General features: G+C 74.5%; 9 protein-coding genes and 1 riboswitch. Of the genes, 1 reads left to right on the top strand and 8 read right to left on the bottom strand.

What is annotated here, in order from left to right; translation table 11 throughout:
- Positions 1–11: 11 nt before the first annotated feature.
- The 5 genes from LWC33_RS01745 to LWC33_RS01725 all read right to left on the bottom strand — a co-directional run bounded on the left by LWC33_RS01745 (position 12) and on the right by LWC33_RS01725 (position 11,148).
- Positions 12–1,229: a TIGR02679 family protein gene (locus tag LWC33_RS01745; protein WP_233302339.1), complete on the bottom strand. Its 1,218-nt coding sequence runs from the start codon at positions 1,227–1,229 to the stop codon at positions 12–14.
- Positions 1,226–5,275 (bottom strand): TIGR02680 family protein, encoded by a 4,050-nt coding sequence (locus LWC33_RS01740; RefSeq protein ID WP_233302338.1) that lies wholly within the window; start codon positions 5,273–5,275, stop codon positions 1,226–1,228. Before LWC33_RS01740 ends, LWC33_RS01745 begins: the two co-directional genes overlap by 4 nt.
- Positions 5,272–6,492 (bottom strand): TIGR02678 family protein, encoded by a 1,221-nt coding sequence (locus tag LWC33_RS01735; RefSeq protein ID WP_233302337.1) that lies wholly within the window; start codon positions 6,490–6,492, stop codon positions 5,272–5,274. The genes LWC33_RS01740 and LWC33_RS01735 overlap by 4 nt, the downstream gene beginning before the upstream one ends.
- On the bottom strand, positions 6,489–8,012 hold the full coding sequence (locus tag LWC33_RS01730) for a TIGR02677 family protein (protein WP_233302336.1): 1,524 nt from the start codon (positions 8,010–8,012) through the stop codon (positions 6,489–6,491). The genes LWC33_RS01735 and LWC33_RS01730 overlap by 4 nt, the downstream gene beginning before the upstream one ends.
- A 67-nt stretch (positions 8,013–8,079) precedes the next feature.
- On the bottom strand, positions 8,080–11,148 hold the full coding sequence (locus tag LWC33_RS01725; RefSeq protein WP_233302335.1) for a DEAD/DEAH box helicase: 3,069 nt from the start codon (positions 11,146–11,148) through the stop codon (positions 8,080–8,082).
- Between the two features lie 108 nt (positions 11,149–11,256).
- Between LWC33_RS01725 and LWC33_RS01720 the strand changes: the two genes are divergently transcribed.
- Complete coding sequence (locus LWC33_RS01720) at positions 11,257–11,895, top strand: dTMP kinase (protein ID WP_233302334.1); 639 nt, start codon at positions 11,257–11,259, stop codon at positions 11,893–11,895.
- 123 nt (positions 11,896–12,018) lie between these two features.
- On the opposite strand, the gene LWC33_RS01715 is transcribed toward LWC33_RS01720, so the two are convergent.
- From LWC33_RS01715 to LWC33_RS01705, 3 genes are all read right to left on the bottom strand, one after another.
- The gene (locus LWC33_RS01715) at positions 12,019–12,501 is read right to left on the bottom strand and encodes an NUDIX domain-containing protein (RefSeq protein ID WP_233302333.1); all 483 of its coding nucleotides are present in this window, start codon (positions 12,499–12,501) and stop codon (positions 12,019–12,021) included.
- An 81-nt stretch (positions 12,502–12,582) separates the two neighbouring features.
- Positions 12,583–14,085, bottom strand: a complete 1,503-nt coding sequence (ahcY, locus tag LWC33_RS01710) for an adenosylhomocysteinase (RefSeq protein ID WP_233302332.1) — start codon at positions 14,083–14,085, stop codon at positions 12,583–12,585.
- 108 nt (positions 14,086–14,193) lie between these two features.
- Positions 14,194–14,275: riboswitch (S-adenosyl-L-homocysteine riboswitch) on the bottom strand.
- A gap of 43 nt (positions 14,276–14,318) precedes the next feature.
- Positions 14,319–15,671, bottom strand: coding sequence for a glutamate mutase L (locus LWC33_RS01705; RefSeq protein ID WP_233302331.1), 1,353 nt, complete (start codon positions 15,669–15,671; stop codon positions 14,319–14,321).
- Positions 15,672–15,770 lie beyond the last annotated feature (99 nt).

Genomic DNA, 15,770 nt, shown 5'->3' with positions numbered 1-15,770 from the left:
GTGTCGCACACTCACGGAAGGTCCTGCCCCGGCTCGGCGTTCCGTAGCGCCGCCAGCAGCTCGGGGAGCACCATCTCCTCGTGGACCGCTCGGTCGTGGTGTCTCATCGCCGCGCCCAGCTCGCGGTCCCAGGAGGGCTGGGTCCCGCCGGGACCCAGCCGCAGAACGGCTTCGGTCAGACCTCGTTCGTAGTCCGCCGCGGTCATCCGCCAGGGGACGACACCGACCTCGGCCCGTAGCCGGTCGGCGATCGCGACGCCGGGCCAGTCGAAGTCACCGTGGTACCGAAGGCGGGATCCGCGCAGGGCGCGCAACACATCGAGCACGACGAGCGTGGGCTGCCCGCTTGCGCACACGACGGGGACCGCGATGCCACGCTCGGCGACCGACTCGAGCACCCGGGGGTTCTCGCAGACCAGCACGACCGGCGGTGGCACCAGTCGGCACCGGCGGAGGTCCCAGGCGGTGAGGTGGACCGGATGGCCCGCCGCCGCGGCCAGGTCGAGGCGCTCGGCGACCGGCCCGCTCTCGCCGCGCAGCCCCAGCGTCAGGCAGGTGGTCGAGACGAGATCGACCTGGATGCCGTGGCGTTCCCACAGCTCCCTGCGTGCTGCGGCCGTGCCCGGCGGTGGTTCGCCCGCGCACGCCGCGAGGGCGCGGAGCACGAGGGCGGCCGTCGTGCGGCCGTCGTCCAACGCATGGGAGTCGCCGCACACCGTGGCGGCGAGGTCGGTGCGGGAGGTGGGTGCAGCCGGGTTCTCCGGCAGGCGCCCGAGCACAGCGGCGGCGTACCGGACCGCGGCCACCGGATCGCGTGCGCGTCCGAGGAGCCCGGACCGGCGGACCTCCGCCGCCCACTCCTCGTACCACGAGCGCCCGCCGAGGAGCCGCTGCGCGAGCGCGATCGGCTCCTCCCGCTCGGCCGTGCGCCTCGCCCGTTCAGCGGGCCGGTCACGGAGCCGGCGGCCGGTGGCCGCCTGGACCACCGCCGTCAACCCGCCGACGCCCGAGCGATGCCGTAGCTCCCGATCAAGGGCCTCGAGGTCCACACTGACCCGCTGACGGGTCACCGGCCGGCCGAGCAGGCCGGCGACGGCATGCCGCTCCTGCCTGCTGAGCCCCGCGAGGGCCACCCGCCCCTCCGCCCGGGCACCCCGCTGCTCCAGGCGCTCCCGCAGGACCGCCCAGACTCGGGCCAGCGCCGGATCGGCCCACCAGGGCTCGCTCATCCGACCGCTCGCAGCCGCGTGCCGTCCCAGGTGTGCCGGTACTGGGCGATCCCGCGCTCCGTGGGATCCCGCAGCGCCTCGTAGATCGCGAGCGAGGGCACGGTCGCGTGGTCGCCCCAGAGGCGCTCGCTGGTCACCACGAAGTCGAGATCGAGTTGGACGAGCAGGCCGAACAGCAGCGGGTGCGTACGCACGTCGATCTTCGGGAACGCGTCGTCGAGCAGGACGAACCGCGGTGAGTGCGGCGCCGCGCCCGCGAGCGAGCTGAAGTGGGCGGCCGCCGCCGCGAACAGCGGCAGGTAGCAGACGACCTTCTGCTCCCCCTGGGAGAGCGGTGACCGCCGGTGCAGGTCGTACCAGGTCCCCTCGGTCTCCGGACGGGTGTAGCGGACCCGGAAGGCGAACCAGCGGCGGTAGTCCAGCGCCCGGGCGAGGTGCTCCGAGTACGAGTCCTCCGGGGCCTCGGCGCGGGACGCCTCGATGAGCCGGTGGAGCGCGTCCCGCAGCTCCTGCCGTTCGTCCGGGAGCAGCAGCCCGACGGGACGGCCGAGCAGCTCGACGGCCCGTCGGGCGTCCGGAACCACGTCGTCCCGCAGCGCCCACCGCAGCCGCACCTGGATGCCCTGTCTGGTGCTCACCCCGCCGAGCTGGTTGTTCATCTCGGCGACCAGCTCCTCGGCCTCGACCCGACGCGCCCGCAGGGACTCCCCGAGGTCGCCGAGGATGTGCTCCTCGAACAGTCGCCGTTCGCGGTCGGTGAGCAGCTCGGCGTCCCGGGCGACCGCGGCCGAGAGCCGGGTCGCGAGCTCACCGACGGGCCGTTCACCCGAGTCGTCCCGGCCGACGACGGTCAGGACGCCCGCCACCTCGACGACCCGGGGGTCCACGTCGGCGGCGGGCCCGCTGGCCGCCTCCTGCCAGGCCACGAGGACGGCGTTGTCGGTGCCCGACCGGCCGGCGGGCAGGAGTGCCGCGAGCCGGCGGCCGAGCGCCAGTGTCGGCGCGGGGACGGGCTCCCCGGACACGAATCCCGAGGCCGCGGCGAGGCCCGCGACGAGGGCCGATCGCGACTCGGCAGAGGCGTGCCCCTCGGGGTCCCCGGACTCGAGCAGGCCCGTGGCCTCGGGGAGCGACGCGAGCGCGCGGACGGCCTGGACCAGGACGGGCTCGTGCTCGGCGACCCGGTCCCGTGCGATCCGCACGTCCTGGGCGGCGGCGCCGCCCTCCTCGAGCAGCTCCCGCAGCGTCGCGTCGAGCCGGGCCTGGGCACCGGCCAGGGCCCGGTCCCGATCCTCCGCCTCGTCGATCCGGGCACGGATCTCCAGCAGGGGCCGTCCGACGGTCTCCTCGAGCTCGTCCGCGGCCGCGCGTGCCCGATCGGCGCGGGCCCGGGCCTCGCGCCCCGCCTCGGCGGCGTCCTCCGCATCCCGCAGCGCCAGCTGATGTCGTTCGGCATCCTGTGCCCAGCGGCTCGCCGCCACGGCGAGGTCCCCGCAGCGTCGGACATGCCCCGTGAGCTCCGAGTCGAGCCCCTGGAGGGCGAAGCGCCGCGCCTCCAGCGGCCCCGCCTCCGTCGGCAGGTCATGGCCCGCCGCACGATCGTGCAGCTCACGGCGCGCGCCGGCCTCCACCGAGCGCGCCGCCCGGGCGCCGGCCTCGGCGCCGTCGGCGAAGCGCTCCGCGCGCGCGACGCCGCGCGCGCACTGCTCGGCCTCCGCCCAGGCCGCCACCACCTCGGTGGCGGCCGGGACGGCGCCGAGCCAGGCCTCGATCCGCTCGACCGCGGACTGCGCCGCCCGCTCCTCACGCGCCGCCGCATCCCGGGCCTCGGTGAAGCGCGCGATCGACGCGTCGAGTTCGGCGATGCGGCGGGCACGTTCCGCAGCACGGGCGGTCGCGCCGACGTACTGCGCCGCCTGCTTGCGGGCCCGCCCGTCGAGCACCCCGAGCCGCCAGGTCCCGTCCGTGCCGACGAGCGCCTGGCCTGCCGGCTCGTCGGCTCCGTGCACCGCGATCCGGGCCAGGACCGCACGCACCGTGCCCGCCGACACCGGGCATCCCGGCGGTGGGTCGGCGCGCAGGAGCGAGCCCAGGCCCATCCCGGTCGCCTGTGCGGTCGTGGTGGCCAGGACGGTGTCCGCCCGGTCGTCGAGCACCGCGCCGTCCACCCGGATCCACGCATCGAGCAGGCCCGAGGCCTCCAGGGCGCCCTCGAGCCCGGCCCGCCCGTCCTCGCCGAGCTCGTCGACGAAGTCGACGAGGCTCCAGAAGGGCGCCCCGTCGGCTGCGTTCCGCGGTGCGCGTCCCCACGCCGGTTCGGGCGGAGCGGGGTCGGTCTCCGCCACGGCGGCCTCCCGGCGCACCACGGCGCCCGCGAGGCGCTCCTCCGCCGCGGCGCGGGCCGCCGCCGCGGCCGCCCGCCGCTCCCGATGACCCCGCAGCGGCTCCTCGGCCGCAGCCCGGGCGAGCCCACCGATGCCGGCGACCGCCTCCACCGTCAGCAGCTCCGGCACGCGGAACGGCACCGCTGCAGGCTCCGCCGTCCACGTGGCCAGCGCCGCGGTGTACCGGGACTCGGCCGCGGCCGCGGCGGTCCGGGCGTCGGCGAGCTGCCCGCGCTCCTCCTCGGCGCGCTGCTCCGCCGCCGCGGCGGTCTCCTCGGCTCGTCGTCGTTCGTCCGCCGCCCGGTCGAAGGTTCGCAGGGCCTCTCCCACGACGACCACCGCGGCCTGCAAGGCCCCCAGGGACGAGTGCGCCGTCGCCGCGCCGTCCCGGTGCCTTTCCAGCGCCACGACGGCCGCCTCCGCCTCCCCGGTGGTCGTCGGCGTCGACGGCAGCGCCGCCACGGCGAGCGTCGGACCGGCCCCCACCTCGGCCAGGCCGGTCGCGAGCCGGTGGGCGAGGTCCGAGAACTCCCGCAGGTCCGCCCCGAGACGGTCCGCGTCCTGCGTCAGCCGCCCCCCGGACGCCTCGGCGCGCTCACGGGCGGTCCGCACGGTCCGCTCGGCCCGCGCCGACTCCTCGGCCTGGATCCGGGCGAGCTGCCGGGCGGCGTCCAGCCGCTGGGCCGTCCGCATGAGCGGGTCGGCGCGCAGCTCCCCGAGCCGCGCCGCCAGCGCACGACGCTCGGCCCCGACCTCCTCCTGCTCCCGCTCGGTCGTCCGGCGCCGCTCGGCGAGCTCACGCACCCGAGCCTCCGCCGCCTCCGCGGTGCGGCCGCGCCGGGTGCGTTCGGTGTGCGCCTCGGCCAGGTCCGCGCCGCGCCGCCGCAGGACCTCGCGGGCGTAGGCCGCGTACACCGTCGCCAGCGCCGCGACCCCCTCGGCGGACCGGCGTTGCCGTTCCAACTGCTCGCCGAAGGCCGCCAGCTCGTCGAAGGTGTCGCCCGCGGTGCGGACCGCCTCGTCGTCGAGCTGTGGCAGCGCCTGGATCAGCTGCTCGGCGAGCCGCGCGGGTTCGATGTCCTCGCCGACCTGCGGCTGGCGAAGCCAGTACAGCAGCCGGAGCAGCTCCTCGTACTGCGTGGGCTCGAGCCCGAACAGCAACCGCCCGATGTGCTGTTTGTAGGCACGGGGCTCCTTGACGAAGGTCCCGCCGCCCGCCTCGACCACCTCCCGCAGCCGGTCCTGGGCGAGCGGGCCGGCTTCGTCCTCCAGGTGCAGGTCCACCCCCACCCGGCCGGGGAAGGTGAAGTGCCACGAGGTCGCCGAGCGCGCCGACTGCGAGGCCCGGATCCCGATTCCGCAGGTCAGCGCCTCGTCGCCGCGGGTGAACTCCACCCACAGGTAGCCCGCCCGGTTCTGCCCGCCGTACCCGTCGAGCATGAGCCAGAGAAGACTGGTGTGGTGCCGGGCCGATGCCGTCATCCGGGCCTTGTCCCCGTCGAGGACGAAGGGCAGCAGCATCTCCAGGGTCTTCGACTTGCCTGCGCCGTTGGCCCCGCGCAGCAGGAGCCGGCCGCCCTCGAACTCGAAGACCTGGTCGTCGTACTGCCAGACATTCAGCACACCGGCCCGGGTCAGCCGGAACCGCCCCCCGCTGCTCATCTCTCCTCCTCGGACGAGGACCGCCGAGAGCCGTCCGGGTCGCTGATCGCGGCAGACACCGCGTAGCGCGCGGCGGCCGCGTGCACCCGCCAGCCGCCGTCGCGGGTGGGGCGGACCAGCCCCGCGCCGACCAGCACCTCCCGGGCCTCCGCCAGGGCCGCCGCGGGATCCTCCCGGTGCTCCTTGCGCAGCCCGGCGCCCCACTCCGCCATGACCTCCCGGGCGGTCGCCTCGACGAGCGCGGCCTCCGCGTACCGCCACACCCGCTCGCCGACCGGCGCCTCGCGCGCCGCGGACCGCACTCCGGTCACCACCCGCTCGAGCAGGAGCAGGGCGAGATGGCGCGCCGACCCACCCCCGGGGAAGGACACGTCGGTCAGCTCGCCGTCCGGGTCCAGGGCGATCGCCCCCTCGGCCCGCAGCTCCAGGTCCAGCCCGACGATCTCCGCGAACCACTCGCGTTCCCGGTTGCGGCTACGGCTCCACCACTCCGCCTGCTCCACGGTGAGCTGGTCGACGGACAGGACCGGTGTCTCCACGAGCCGACGACGGATCGCCACCCGAGCGCCACCCGCGGCCGACGGCAGGGCCGCGGCATCGAGCAGGTCCTCGGGCGAGGACACACCGCTCAACGACGCCGCGACCATCAGTGCCAGGCGCTCGCGCCGGACGTCGAGCAGCGACGCCGTGCGCTGGTCCACCCAGTGCTCGAGGTCGCCGTCTCGTTCGTGGAGCACACCCAGATCGACGAGCGCGGACAGCGCGGCGTGCAGGGCACGCCGGTCCACGAGCGCGTCCAGGTCCACCTCGATCCCCGCATCGGCCGCGGTGGAGCGGACCTGGGCGACGAGCTCGTCGACCAGGAGCTGGCCCTTGCTCCGGCTCAACGCGGCGAGGGTCAGGCACAGCAGGGAGTACATCCGCGGGGTGAACGGTGCCCCGCTGCGTCGCCGGAGCGGACGCGTGGCGTCCCGGCCGAGGCCGGCCTTCATCAGCCGGGCCGACCCGGGTTCGACGACGAGGCGGTACCCCAGGCCGTCGGCGAAGATCCGTTCGAGCTCGGCACGATGACGCCTGGCCAACCGGAACTCGTCCGCATGGGGGCCGTCGGCGTGCAGCAGGGGGTGGCACAGCAGGGCGCGCGCGGCACGCCGGCGCTCGGCCACGGCGGCGACGTCCACCGCGGGCGCCGGACGCTCGATCCGCGGTCCGCTCATCCCGTCCTCCGCTCGGCGGCCTCGTGCGGGACGACGGACAGCGTGAGTCCCGCCAGCTCGAGCCTGCCCTCCGGACTGACGATCACGGTATCCGTCCCGGGCGACCGCCCGACCACCAGCCGCCACCGCTCGGTAGGGGTCTCGGCGGTGTCTCCCTCTCCGAGTGGGCGTCCACGGCCGACGAGCGCCTGCGCGTACAGAGCCAGCAGCACTGCTCGGGCTTCGTCGGAGAGCCGGACGACACCGAGCGCCCCGCGATGCGCCTCGATCTCGGAGAGCGCTGCGGCACGCGCCCGCTCCGCCCGCTCCCGCTCGGCGATCCGGGCCGCCTTCGCCACGGCGAAGTCCTCCCGGCGGCCCGCGCGCCCGCGGATCCTGCGCGCCCCGGTGCGGCGCAGCACGAGCGGGACGTCCGCGACCGGGGTCCGCCACCAGGACGCCGTGGCCGGGACCGGATCGTCGTCGTCGTCCGCGGCGAACGCCAGGTGCCTGCACGGGAACAGACCGAAGGCGGACGCCCACAGCGCGTGCGCGGTGTCGTCCTCGGCCTCCGCGAACCAGCCCGCGAGCGTCAGCAGGTCCGCGTAACGGCTCTGTTCCCGGTTGCCCTTGGCGATCCGGCGCAGGTTCACCAGCAGCGCCCGCATCGCCTCCGTGGCGAGCCTGCGGACCCCGGCGGCATCGGAGTCCCGCCCGGACCCACCGACGAACCAGGCGTGCAACCCGCTCCAGTCCTCCGGTTCGAGCCCGCTGGACCGGCGGGCCCGTTCCCCGTCGACACCCAGCAACCGCCGGCCGGAGTTCGCCCGCGCGCACAGCTCCGGGACCGACGGCTCGACGGCGAGAAGGGCCTCGGCGATCTGGGGCGTGTGCCGGGCGATCTCGTCGACGAAGCGCTGCAGGTAGTCCAGCAGCGCGGTCTTGAACGTCTCGAACTCACCGCGGTCGAGGTCGTAGCGGACCAGGACCTGCGCGAGGTAGGTGTAGAAGTCCCGCGTCGAGGACACGAGCCGCTCGAACTGGGCGAACATCGTGCCGATCTCGCGCGCGAGGGTGTCCGGGTCCGCGGTCGCCGGATCGACCCGCGCGAGGCCGTCGAGCCCGGTGAGGATGCCGCCGAGCATCTCGGTGGACACCTCCCGGGCGGACTCGGTGTGCCCGAGGAGCTCCTCGACGAACCGGTGCACCATCTCGCCGCGCTGGGTGAGCTGGTAGCGGGCGCGGTTCTGCAGGTACTCGCGGAGGCTGCGGGCCTCGGTCTCCCGTGGGCTGCGGGCGAGGTTCCCGTGCTCCACGAGGTAGGAGAGCCGATCGTCGACCGTGTCCGTGGGCAGCTCGATGCCGAGCTCGGCGAGCCGGCCCGCGATCTCGGACGCCGACTGGTCCGACAGCAGCCCGGTGACGTCCCCGGTGAACGAGCGCATGATCGCGAGATAGGTGGCGGCCTCCTCCCCGCTGGCGTAGCGGAGAGCGTCGAGCCGCACGCGCTGGACGTGCGTCAGGTCGCTCCACTCGGTCATGGCGCGAGGGTAGCGACGACCACCGACACTTCCGTGTCCTCCGCCCCCCTGGACCGCAGCGGTCGGATCAGCTCGCCACCACGCTCGCCGCGAGGAAGGTCTCCCCCGGCATCTCGCGGCGCAGCCGCCAGACGATCGAGATCGGCTTCTCCCCCTCGTGGGAGACGTAGTCGCAGGTTCCGAGGCAGAGGAACGGCGCGGCGCCGATGTCGTCGTTCTTCGTCTCCCGCACGAACAGGGCGACGTGCGTACCGCGCTCCCGGTGGTGGAGGTAGCGCTGCCCGGTCTCGGAGGCGACGGTGGTCGCGTTCTGCGACTCCCAGTGGAAGAGGTCGGGCCGCTGCGCGTAGTCGCGGTACAGGGTGGTCGGCGAGAAGTCGCGCTCGGTCTTGCGGAGGTTCACGAAGAAGGCGTCCGTCCGGGTCTCCGGCGCCCAGACGACCCCGGCGGCGTGTCCGTACGCCTTCCGCTCGAGCGAGGCCCAGTCCAGCCCCGCGAGCACCTCCTCGCGCCGGTAGTGGGCGTGGCTCCGCAGCGGCACGTGCTGCAGCCCCTCCCCGAGCGACCGGGGCACGTGCCGCGCCCGGTCGAGGGTCAGCGCGACGAGCTCCCGCAGCTCGGCGCACACCGCCGGATGGCGGCGGAGCTGGGCGATGCCGTCCTCGTAGTGCGCGAACCCGCCCCGGTCCGGCCAGATCAGGAAGAACAGCATCCGGGCGAGCCGCTGCTCGCGGTCGGTCAGCTCGGCGTACCGCGGGCCGGCGGGCTCGGCGAGCTGCGCGTAGACCTCGGCGCGCTCCGGGTCGTCGACGTGGGTGAACAACGCCATCCGCTTGAGCAGGGCGCCCTCCGCCGGGCCGGCCTCGGGTGCGGGCAGCCCCGCCTCGCGGCGCAGCGCGGTCCACGAGCCGCCCGAGCGGTAGACGTCGGCCAGGTCCCGGTCCGCCTCGCGCAGGTAGTCCGCCAAGCCGACGTCGCCGTACGAGCGGACGTCGGCCACCAGCTCGGCCTTCCGCAGCCGGAGCTGTCCCTTCACGTTCTCGAGCACCGTCCGCCGGGCGACCGGGTCGAGGACCAGCGCGGACCCGGCGGGCAGGAACGGGAAGCCCTGCTCGACGTCCTCGACCAGCCGCCTCCGCGAGCTGCCGGTCAACGCCCGGTACCGCAGGTCGAAGCGGAACTCGCGGCGATGCTGCCCGATGAAGTCGAGCACGGTGAGCACCGCCTTGCCCGGCGCGCGGCGCAGCCCGCGGCCCAGCTGCTGCAGGAACACCGTCGCGCTCTGGGTGGGGCGCAGCAGCAGGACGGTGTCGATCTCGGGGATGTCCAGGCCCTCGTTGAAGAGGTCGACCGCGAACAGGCAGTTGACCTCGCGCTCCCGCAGCCGCCGCAGGGCCTCCTCACGCTCGGGCCGCGGGGTCGCGCCGGAGACCGCGAGGCTCGGGATGCCCGCCCGTGTGAACACCTCCGCCATGTACTCGGCGTGCGCCACCGAGACGCAGAAGCCGAGCGCGCGCATCCGGCGGACGTCGGTCACCTTGTCCCGCACCTGCCGGACGACCATCGCGGCGCGCAGGTCGTTGCCGGTGTAGAGGGTGTCGAGCGCGGCGGTGTCGTAGGAGCCGCGCTTCCACTCCACGCCGCGCAGGTCCACCTCGTCGGCCACCCCGAAGTAGTGGAAGGGAACGAGGAGGTCGGCGTCGAGGGCGTCCCAGAGCCGCAGTTCGAAGGCGCTGCGGCCGCCGAAGAACCGCCGGACGTCCGTGCCGTCGGTGCGCTCCGGCGTCGCCGTGAGGCCGAGCAGCTCCCGCGGCTGCAGGTGCGCGAGGAGCCGCCGGTACGTGCGCGCCTCGGCGTGGTGGAACTCGTCGACCACCACCACGTCGAAGTGGTCCGGCGGGATGCGGTCCATCCCGTAGGCGTGCAACGACTGCACGCTCGCGAACACGTGCGTCCAGCGCTCCGGCCGCTCGCCGTCGACGTAGACCTCACCGAACGCGCCGTCGGCGAGCACCGCGCGGTACGTCCGGCGGGACTGGTCGAGGATCTCCTTGCGGTGCGCCACGAACAGCAGCCGGTCGCGCGGCAGCTCGCGGCGGAGCCGGGCGTAGTCGAGTGCGGCGACGACCGTCTTGCCCGTGCCCGTCGCGGCCACGACGAGGTTGCGGTGCCGGTCGTGGAGGTCCCGCTCGGCGGCGAGCGCCTCCAGGATCTGCGCCTGGTGCGGCCGCGCGGTGACCTCGAGTCCGGTGAGCGGGGTGACGTCCGTGCGGTTGCGGCCGAGTGCCTGCGCCAGCCGCTCGACGTCGGCGGAATTCTCCGGGTCGTACGGCACGAACTCCGGGTTCGCCCAGTAGCTGTCGAAGGTGGTCTCGAACTTGCGGATCAGGTGCCCGGTGCCGACGGAGGAGAGCCGGACGTTCCACTCCAGGCCGTCGACCAGCGCCGACCGGGACAGGTTGCTGCTGCCGACGAAGGCGGTGTCGAAGCCGGAACGCCGGCGGAACAGCCAGGCCTTCGCGTGCAGCCGGGTCGACGCGCCGGCGTAGCTGATCTTCACCTCGGCGCCGTAGCGGCGGACCAGCTCGTCGACCGCCCGTTGCTCGGTCGCCCCCATGTACGTCGTGGTGATCACGCGGAACGGGATCCCGCGCTCGCGCAGTCGCGTCAGCTCGTCGCCGAGCACCCGCAGCCCGTGCCAGCGGATGAAGGCGCAGAGCAGGTCGACCCGGTCGGCCGAGACCAGCTCCGAGTTGAGCGCCGCCATGAGCGACGGCTCGCCGTGCGCGTTGGTCAGCAGGGCCGCCGACGACAGCGGCGTGACCGGCCGTACGAGCTGGTGGACCCCGGGCGCGACCTGCCGGGTCAGCACCACCAGCTGCTCGACGGCCGCGGCGAGGCGCTGGTCCTGCTCCGAGACCCGGTCGAGGAGGTCGTTGACCAGGGCCACCCGGTGCGCCTCGCTCGGGCTGGCGAGCAGCGCCCGCTCGACGGCGGCGGCGACGTGCCGGGCGAGCACGTGCGGCTGGTCGGCCTCCTCCACCTCGGCCCAGTACGGCACCAGCTCGGCCACGCGGGCCAGATCGGCCTCGAGCCCCGTCGTGCGCAGCCGCTCGTGCACGCCCTCGTTCAGCACACCCGTCCCCCACCCGCGCCCGCCGGAGCGCCCCTCAAGATCGTCGAGGCGGCCACGCTATCGGGTGAGCGGCACACGACCGCAGGGTCTCCGCTACCGTCCGGCCCCGTGGGGCGGCTGATCGTGATCGAGGGGCTGGACGGGTCCGGCAAGGCCACGCTGACCGCCGCGCTGGTGGCCGCGCTGCAGGAGCGCGGGGCACTCGTCGCCACCGTCGCCTTCCCCCGCTACGAGGCCGACGTGCACGCCGAGCTGGCGCGCGACGCCCTGTACGGGCGGCTCGGCGACCTCGCCGACTCGGTGCACGGCATGGCGGTGCTGTTCGCGCTCGACCGCCGCGACGCCGCCTCCGAGCTGCGGGAACTGCTCGCCGTGCACGACGTCGTCCTCGTGGACCGGTACGTCGCGAGCAACGCCGCCTACAACGCGGCCCGGCTGAAGCAGGGGGCCGACGGCGAGGTCGTCGGCTGGGTGCGTGCCCTGGAGATCGAGCGCTTCGGGATCCCCGTCCCGGACCACCAGCTGCTGCTCGCCACCCCGCGGGCGGTGGCCGCGGAGCGGGCGCACCGGCGTGCGGCAGCCGATCCGGGCCGGGCGCGCGACGCCTACGAGTCCGACGAGGGCCTGCAGGAACGCACCGACGCCGTCTACCGCGAGCTCGCGGCAGCCGGCTGGCTCAGCCCGTGGACGGTGCTGGAGGGCGACACCGACGCTCCCGCCCTCGCCGGGACACTCCTCCACCCCTGATCACCGCATCATGGAACCACAATGCGAGAAAACACGGCCTCGACCAGCGTGATGGAACCATAATGCGTTCAGAACGGGCCGAGAATCGCGTCATGGAACCATGAGGCGCCGAGAACCCCGACGTCAGAGGGTGGAGACGCGCGGCCAGCTGGCGGCGAAACCGGGGTGCAGCTCGGGGCCCCCGGGTGTGCCGAGCGCCGCAGCGGGGAACCAGGAGAACTCCACGCTCTCCCCGCCGCGGATCGCGACGGGCAGGGCCTCGGCCGCGCAGACCACGACGGTGGTGTAGCTCCAGCCGCCGTGGTCGTCGACGAACCGGGCCGTCTCGACCAGCGGCCCGGTGTCGAGCTCCGACTCCTCGGCGGCCTCGCGGCGGGCGGCCGCCTCGGCGGACTCGCCGAAGTGCCGGGCGCCGCCGGGGATGCCCCAGGTGCCGCCGTGGTGGCTCCACAGCGCGCGGTGCTGCAGCAGCACCAGCTCACCGGAGCGGACCAGCAGACCCGCGGCGCCGTAGAGGCCCCAGTGCTTGTGTCCCTGGGCGCAGTACTGCCAGCCGTCGCCGCTGGAGCCCGTGGGGATCGGCTCGGGCAGGGGTGCGGCGGTCATCAGGCGAGCCTAACCCGACGACCGCCGCCCCAACCAGTGATCAGCACCGACGCGAGCTCCGCGCTCGGTGCGGACTCGCACTCAGTACCGGTAGTGCTCCGGCTTGAACGGCCCCTCGACGTCGACGCCGATGTACTCGGCCTGGTCCTTGGTGAGCTTCGTCAGCTCGCCGCCCAGCGCCTGCACGTGGATCTTCGCGACCTTCTCGTCGAGGATCTTCGGCAGCCGGTAGACGTCGCAGTTGTACTCGTCCCGCTTGGTGAACAGCTCGATCTGCGCGATCACCTGGTTCGAGAAGCTGTTGCTCATCACGAACGACGGGTGGCCGGTGGCGTTGCCCAGGTTCATCAGCCGGCCCTCGGAGAGCACCAGGATGGAGTGCCCGTCCGGGAACACCCACTCGTCCACCTGCGGCTTGATGTTGATCCGGTGGATGCCCTGGATGCGGGCCAGCCCGGCCATGTCGATCTCGTTGTCGAAGTGCCCGACGTTCCCGAGGATCGCCTGGTGCTTCATCTTCGTCATCAGCTCGACGGTGACGATGTCCTTGTTGCCCGTCGTCGTGATGACGATGTCGGCCTGGTCGATGACGTCCTCCAGGCGCGCGACCTGGTAGCCCTCGAGCAGCGCCTGCAGCGCGCAGATCGGGTCCGCCTCGGTGACGATCACGCGGGCGCCCTGGCCGGACAGCGCCTCGGCCGAGCCCTTGCCGACGTCACCGTAGCCGCAGACCACGGCCACCTTGCCGCCGATGAGCACGTCCGTGCCGCGGTTGATGCCGTCGATCAGCGAGTGGCGGATGCCGTACTTGTTGTCGAACTTGCTCTTGGTGACCGAGTCGTTGACGTTGATCGCCGGGAACAGCAGCAGGCCCTGCTCGGCCAGCTGGTAGAGCCGGTGGACGCCGGTGGTGGTCTCCTCGGTGACGCCGCGGATGTCCGACGCGACCGTGGTCCACTTCTGCGGGTTCTCGGCCAGCGAGCGACGCAGCACGTCGAGGATGACCCGGTACTCGTCGGAGACCGTGAGGTCGGAGTCCTCGACGGTGGGCACCACGCCGGTCTTCTCGAACTCGACGCCCTTGTGGACGAGCAGGGTCGCGTCGCCGCCGTCGTCGAGGATCATGTTCGGGCCGACGAGCTCGCCGTTCTCGTCGGTGAAGTTGAACAGCTGCTCCGTGGCCCACCAGTACTCGGCGAGCGTCTCGCCCTTCCAGGCGAACACCGGCACGCCCTTCGGCTCCTCGGGGGTGCCGTGCGGGCCGACGACGATCGCGGCGGCGGCGTGGTCCTGGGTGGAGAAGATGTTGCAGGAGACCCAGCGGACGTCGGCGCCCAGGCTGACCAGGGTCTCGATCAGGACGGCGGTCTGCACCGTCATGTGCAGCGAGCCGGCGACCCGCGCGCCGTGCAGCGGCCTGGCCTCGGCGTACTCGCGGCGCAGCGCCATCAGACCCGGCATCTCGTTCTCGGCGAGCCGGATCTCCTTGCGGCCGAACTCGTGCAGGCCCAGGTCGGCGACGGCGAAGTCGAGGCCGTTGCGCTCCTGCAGCCGGCCGTGCGGGTCGGTGATGCTGGCGGTCATCGTGAACTGTCTCCTCGTGCTGCGGTCAGGGCAGACGGGAGGGCCCCGCGGTACCGGCGGTGGCGGGATCGGCGGGCGATCGACGCGGGCACGGGCCTCCTCCCGGGAATGGTGGAGGCGCCCTTCTCGTCGTCAGGCCGCGGACCGAGCGTGGCGGACGGATCCGTCCGCTGCAGCGCCTCTCGGTCCGGCGGTGCGTGCGCCGTCCAGGATGGCACGCTCCGCGGCCCGCCTCAACGTGACCCCAGCAGATGGTCGCACAGCAGGGTCTCGGCCGCCGCGCACCGGTCGTGGGCGGCCAGCAGACCCGCGGGGGCGAGCGCGAAGTCGGCGTCGACCAGCACCGACGCCGACGCCAGCAGCGGGGCGAGCACGGGGTCCTGCTGCAGGGTGCCGACCACCGCGCCGATGCCGGCCGTGTCGCGCTGGCGGAAGACGCCGCCGGAGAGCACCACGAGCCCGACCTGACCGTGGTCGGCAGGGTCGTGCTCGGCCGGACCGTCCGTCGGGTCGAGCTCCTCCCGCAGGTGCCGACGCGCGGCGACGACGGCGGCGAGCGCGGCGACCCGGCGGTCCTCGGCCGCGCTGCCCGGGTCGCGCGGGACCGACCCGACCTCCGTCGTCATCCCCCGGACGGTCGCCGTGAGCAGGTCCGCCTCGACGGGGTCGACGATCTCCTCGGCCTGCGCCTCCAGCAGCACGCCCTCCGCGGCGGCCCGCACCCCGAGGTCGCCCTCCACGGTGCGGCGGACGCGCTGCCCGGGCCCGGCGGAGTGCACGTCCGTGGTCGCGCACCCGACGTCGACGACCAGGACCCGCGTCCCGCAGATCCGCGCCAACTCGGCGGTGCCGCGGCGCACCGCGTCGGGCGTCATGACCCGGACCATGCGGCGGAACCGCGGCGCCGCGGCCGGCGCCCGCCCGCCGAGCACGTGCTGGGCGAAGACCTCGGCGAGCGCCGCCCGGGCCGGCCCGGGCACCAGCTCGCCGGGCGCGGGCGCGACGTTCGCGCAGGCCACGACCGTGCGCCCGGTCGCGCGGAGCAGGGCGAGGGCGTCGTCGCGGGCCTCCGCGTTGCCGGCGAGCACGATCGGGAACCGCACGCGGGCCCGGGCGAGCTTGCCCGCGTTGTGCAGCAGGACCGAGGGATCGTCCCCGTCCGACCCGCCGATCAGCAGGACGGCGCCGGGCCGGTGCCCGCGCAGCACCCGGACGTCGGCCGGCTCGAGCGGTCCGGCGTGGACGTGCACGACGTGCGATCCGGCGGACCGGGCGACCCGGTGCCCGGCCTCGGTGGAGATCAGCTTCTCCGAGCCGACGACGGCGAGCCGCAACCCGCCCCCCGCCGACGAGCAGGCCAGCAGATCGGGCTCGGGCTCACGGGCGGCCGCGGCGGTGACCCCGCGGACGGCGGCGTCGACGCCCTCGAGGACGTCGGCGGTCGTGGTGCGGTGCTCGGCGAACCCGACGAGGCCGCCGTCGGGGTGCACGAGCACGGCCTTGGTCCAGGTCGACCCGACGTCGAGGCAGACGGCACCGCTCCCCGGAGGCGCCCCCGCGCCGCCCGCCGCAGCCGCACCGGTCATGAACGGGGAGCGTACCGGCGGTGACGTTGTGCGGTGCCGCTACGACCGTCGGATCTGTCCCGGTGTCGCGGTCCCCCGGTACGGTCGTCGTGATCCACG

This window comes from Pseudonocardia terrae, assembly GCF_021343995.1.
In the GTDB taxonomy this organism is placed as follows: Bacteria; Actinomycetota; Actinomycetes; order Mycobacteriales; family Pseudonocardiaceae; genus Pseudonocardia; species Pseudonocardia terrae.
This window is presented reverse-complemented; position numbering and strand designations above follow the sequence as displayed.

What these genes read in the sequence shown, in the direction of transcription:
- LWC33_RS01745 (WP_233302339.1), bottom strand. Translation starts at nt 1,229, where the DNA reads ATGAGCGAGCCCTGGTGGGCCGATCCGGCGCTGGCCCGAGTCTGGGCG.
- LWC33_RS01740 (WP_233302338.1), bottom strand. Translation starts at nt 5,275, where the DNA reads ATGAGCAGCGGGGGGCGGTTCCGGCTGACCCGGGCCGGTGTGCTGAAT.
- LWC33_RS01735 (WP_233302337.1), bottom strand. Translation starts at nt 6,492, where the DNA reads ATGAGCGGACCGCGGATCGAGCGTCCGGCGCCCGCGGTGGACGTCGCC.
- LWC33_RS01730 (WP_233302336.1), bottom strand. Translation starts at nt 8,012, where the DNA reads ATGACCGAGTGGAGCGACCTGACGCACGTCCAGCGCGTGCGGCTCGAC.
- LWC33_RS01715 (WP_233302333.1), bottom strand. Translation starts at nt 12,501, where the DNA reads ATGACCGCCGCACCCCTGCCCGAGCCGATCCCCACGGGCTCCAGCGGC.
- ahcY (WP_233302332.1), bottom strand. Translation starts at nt 14,085, where the DNA reads ATGACCGCCAGCATCACCGACCCGCACGGCCGGCTGCAGGAGCGCAAC.
- LWC33_RS01705 (WP_233302331.1), bottom strand. Translation starts at nt 15,671, where the DNA reads ATGACCGGTGCGGCTGCGGCGGGCGGCGCGGGGGCGCCTCCGGGGAGC.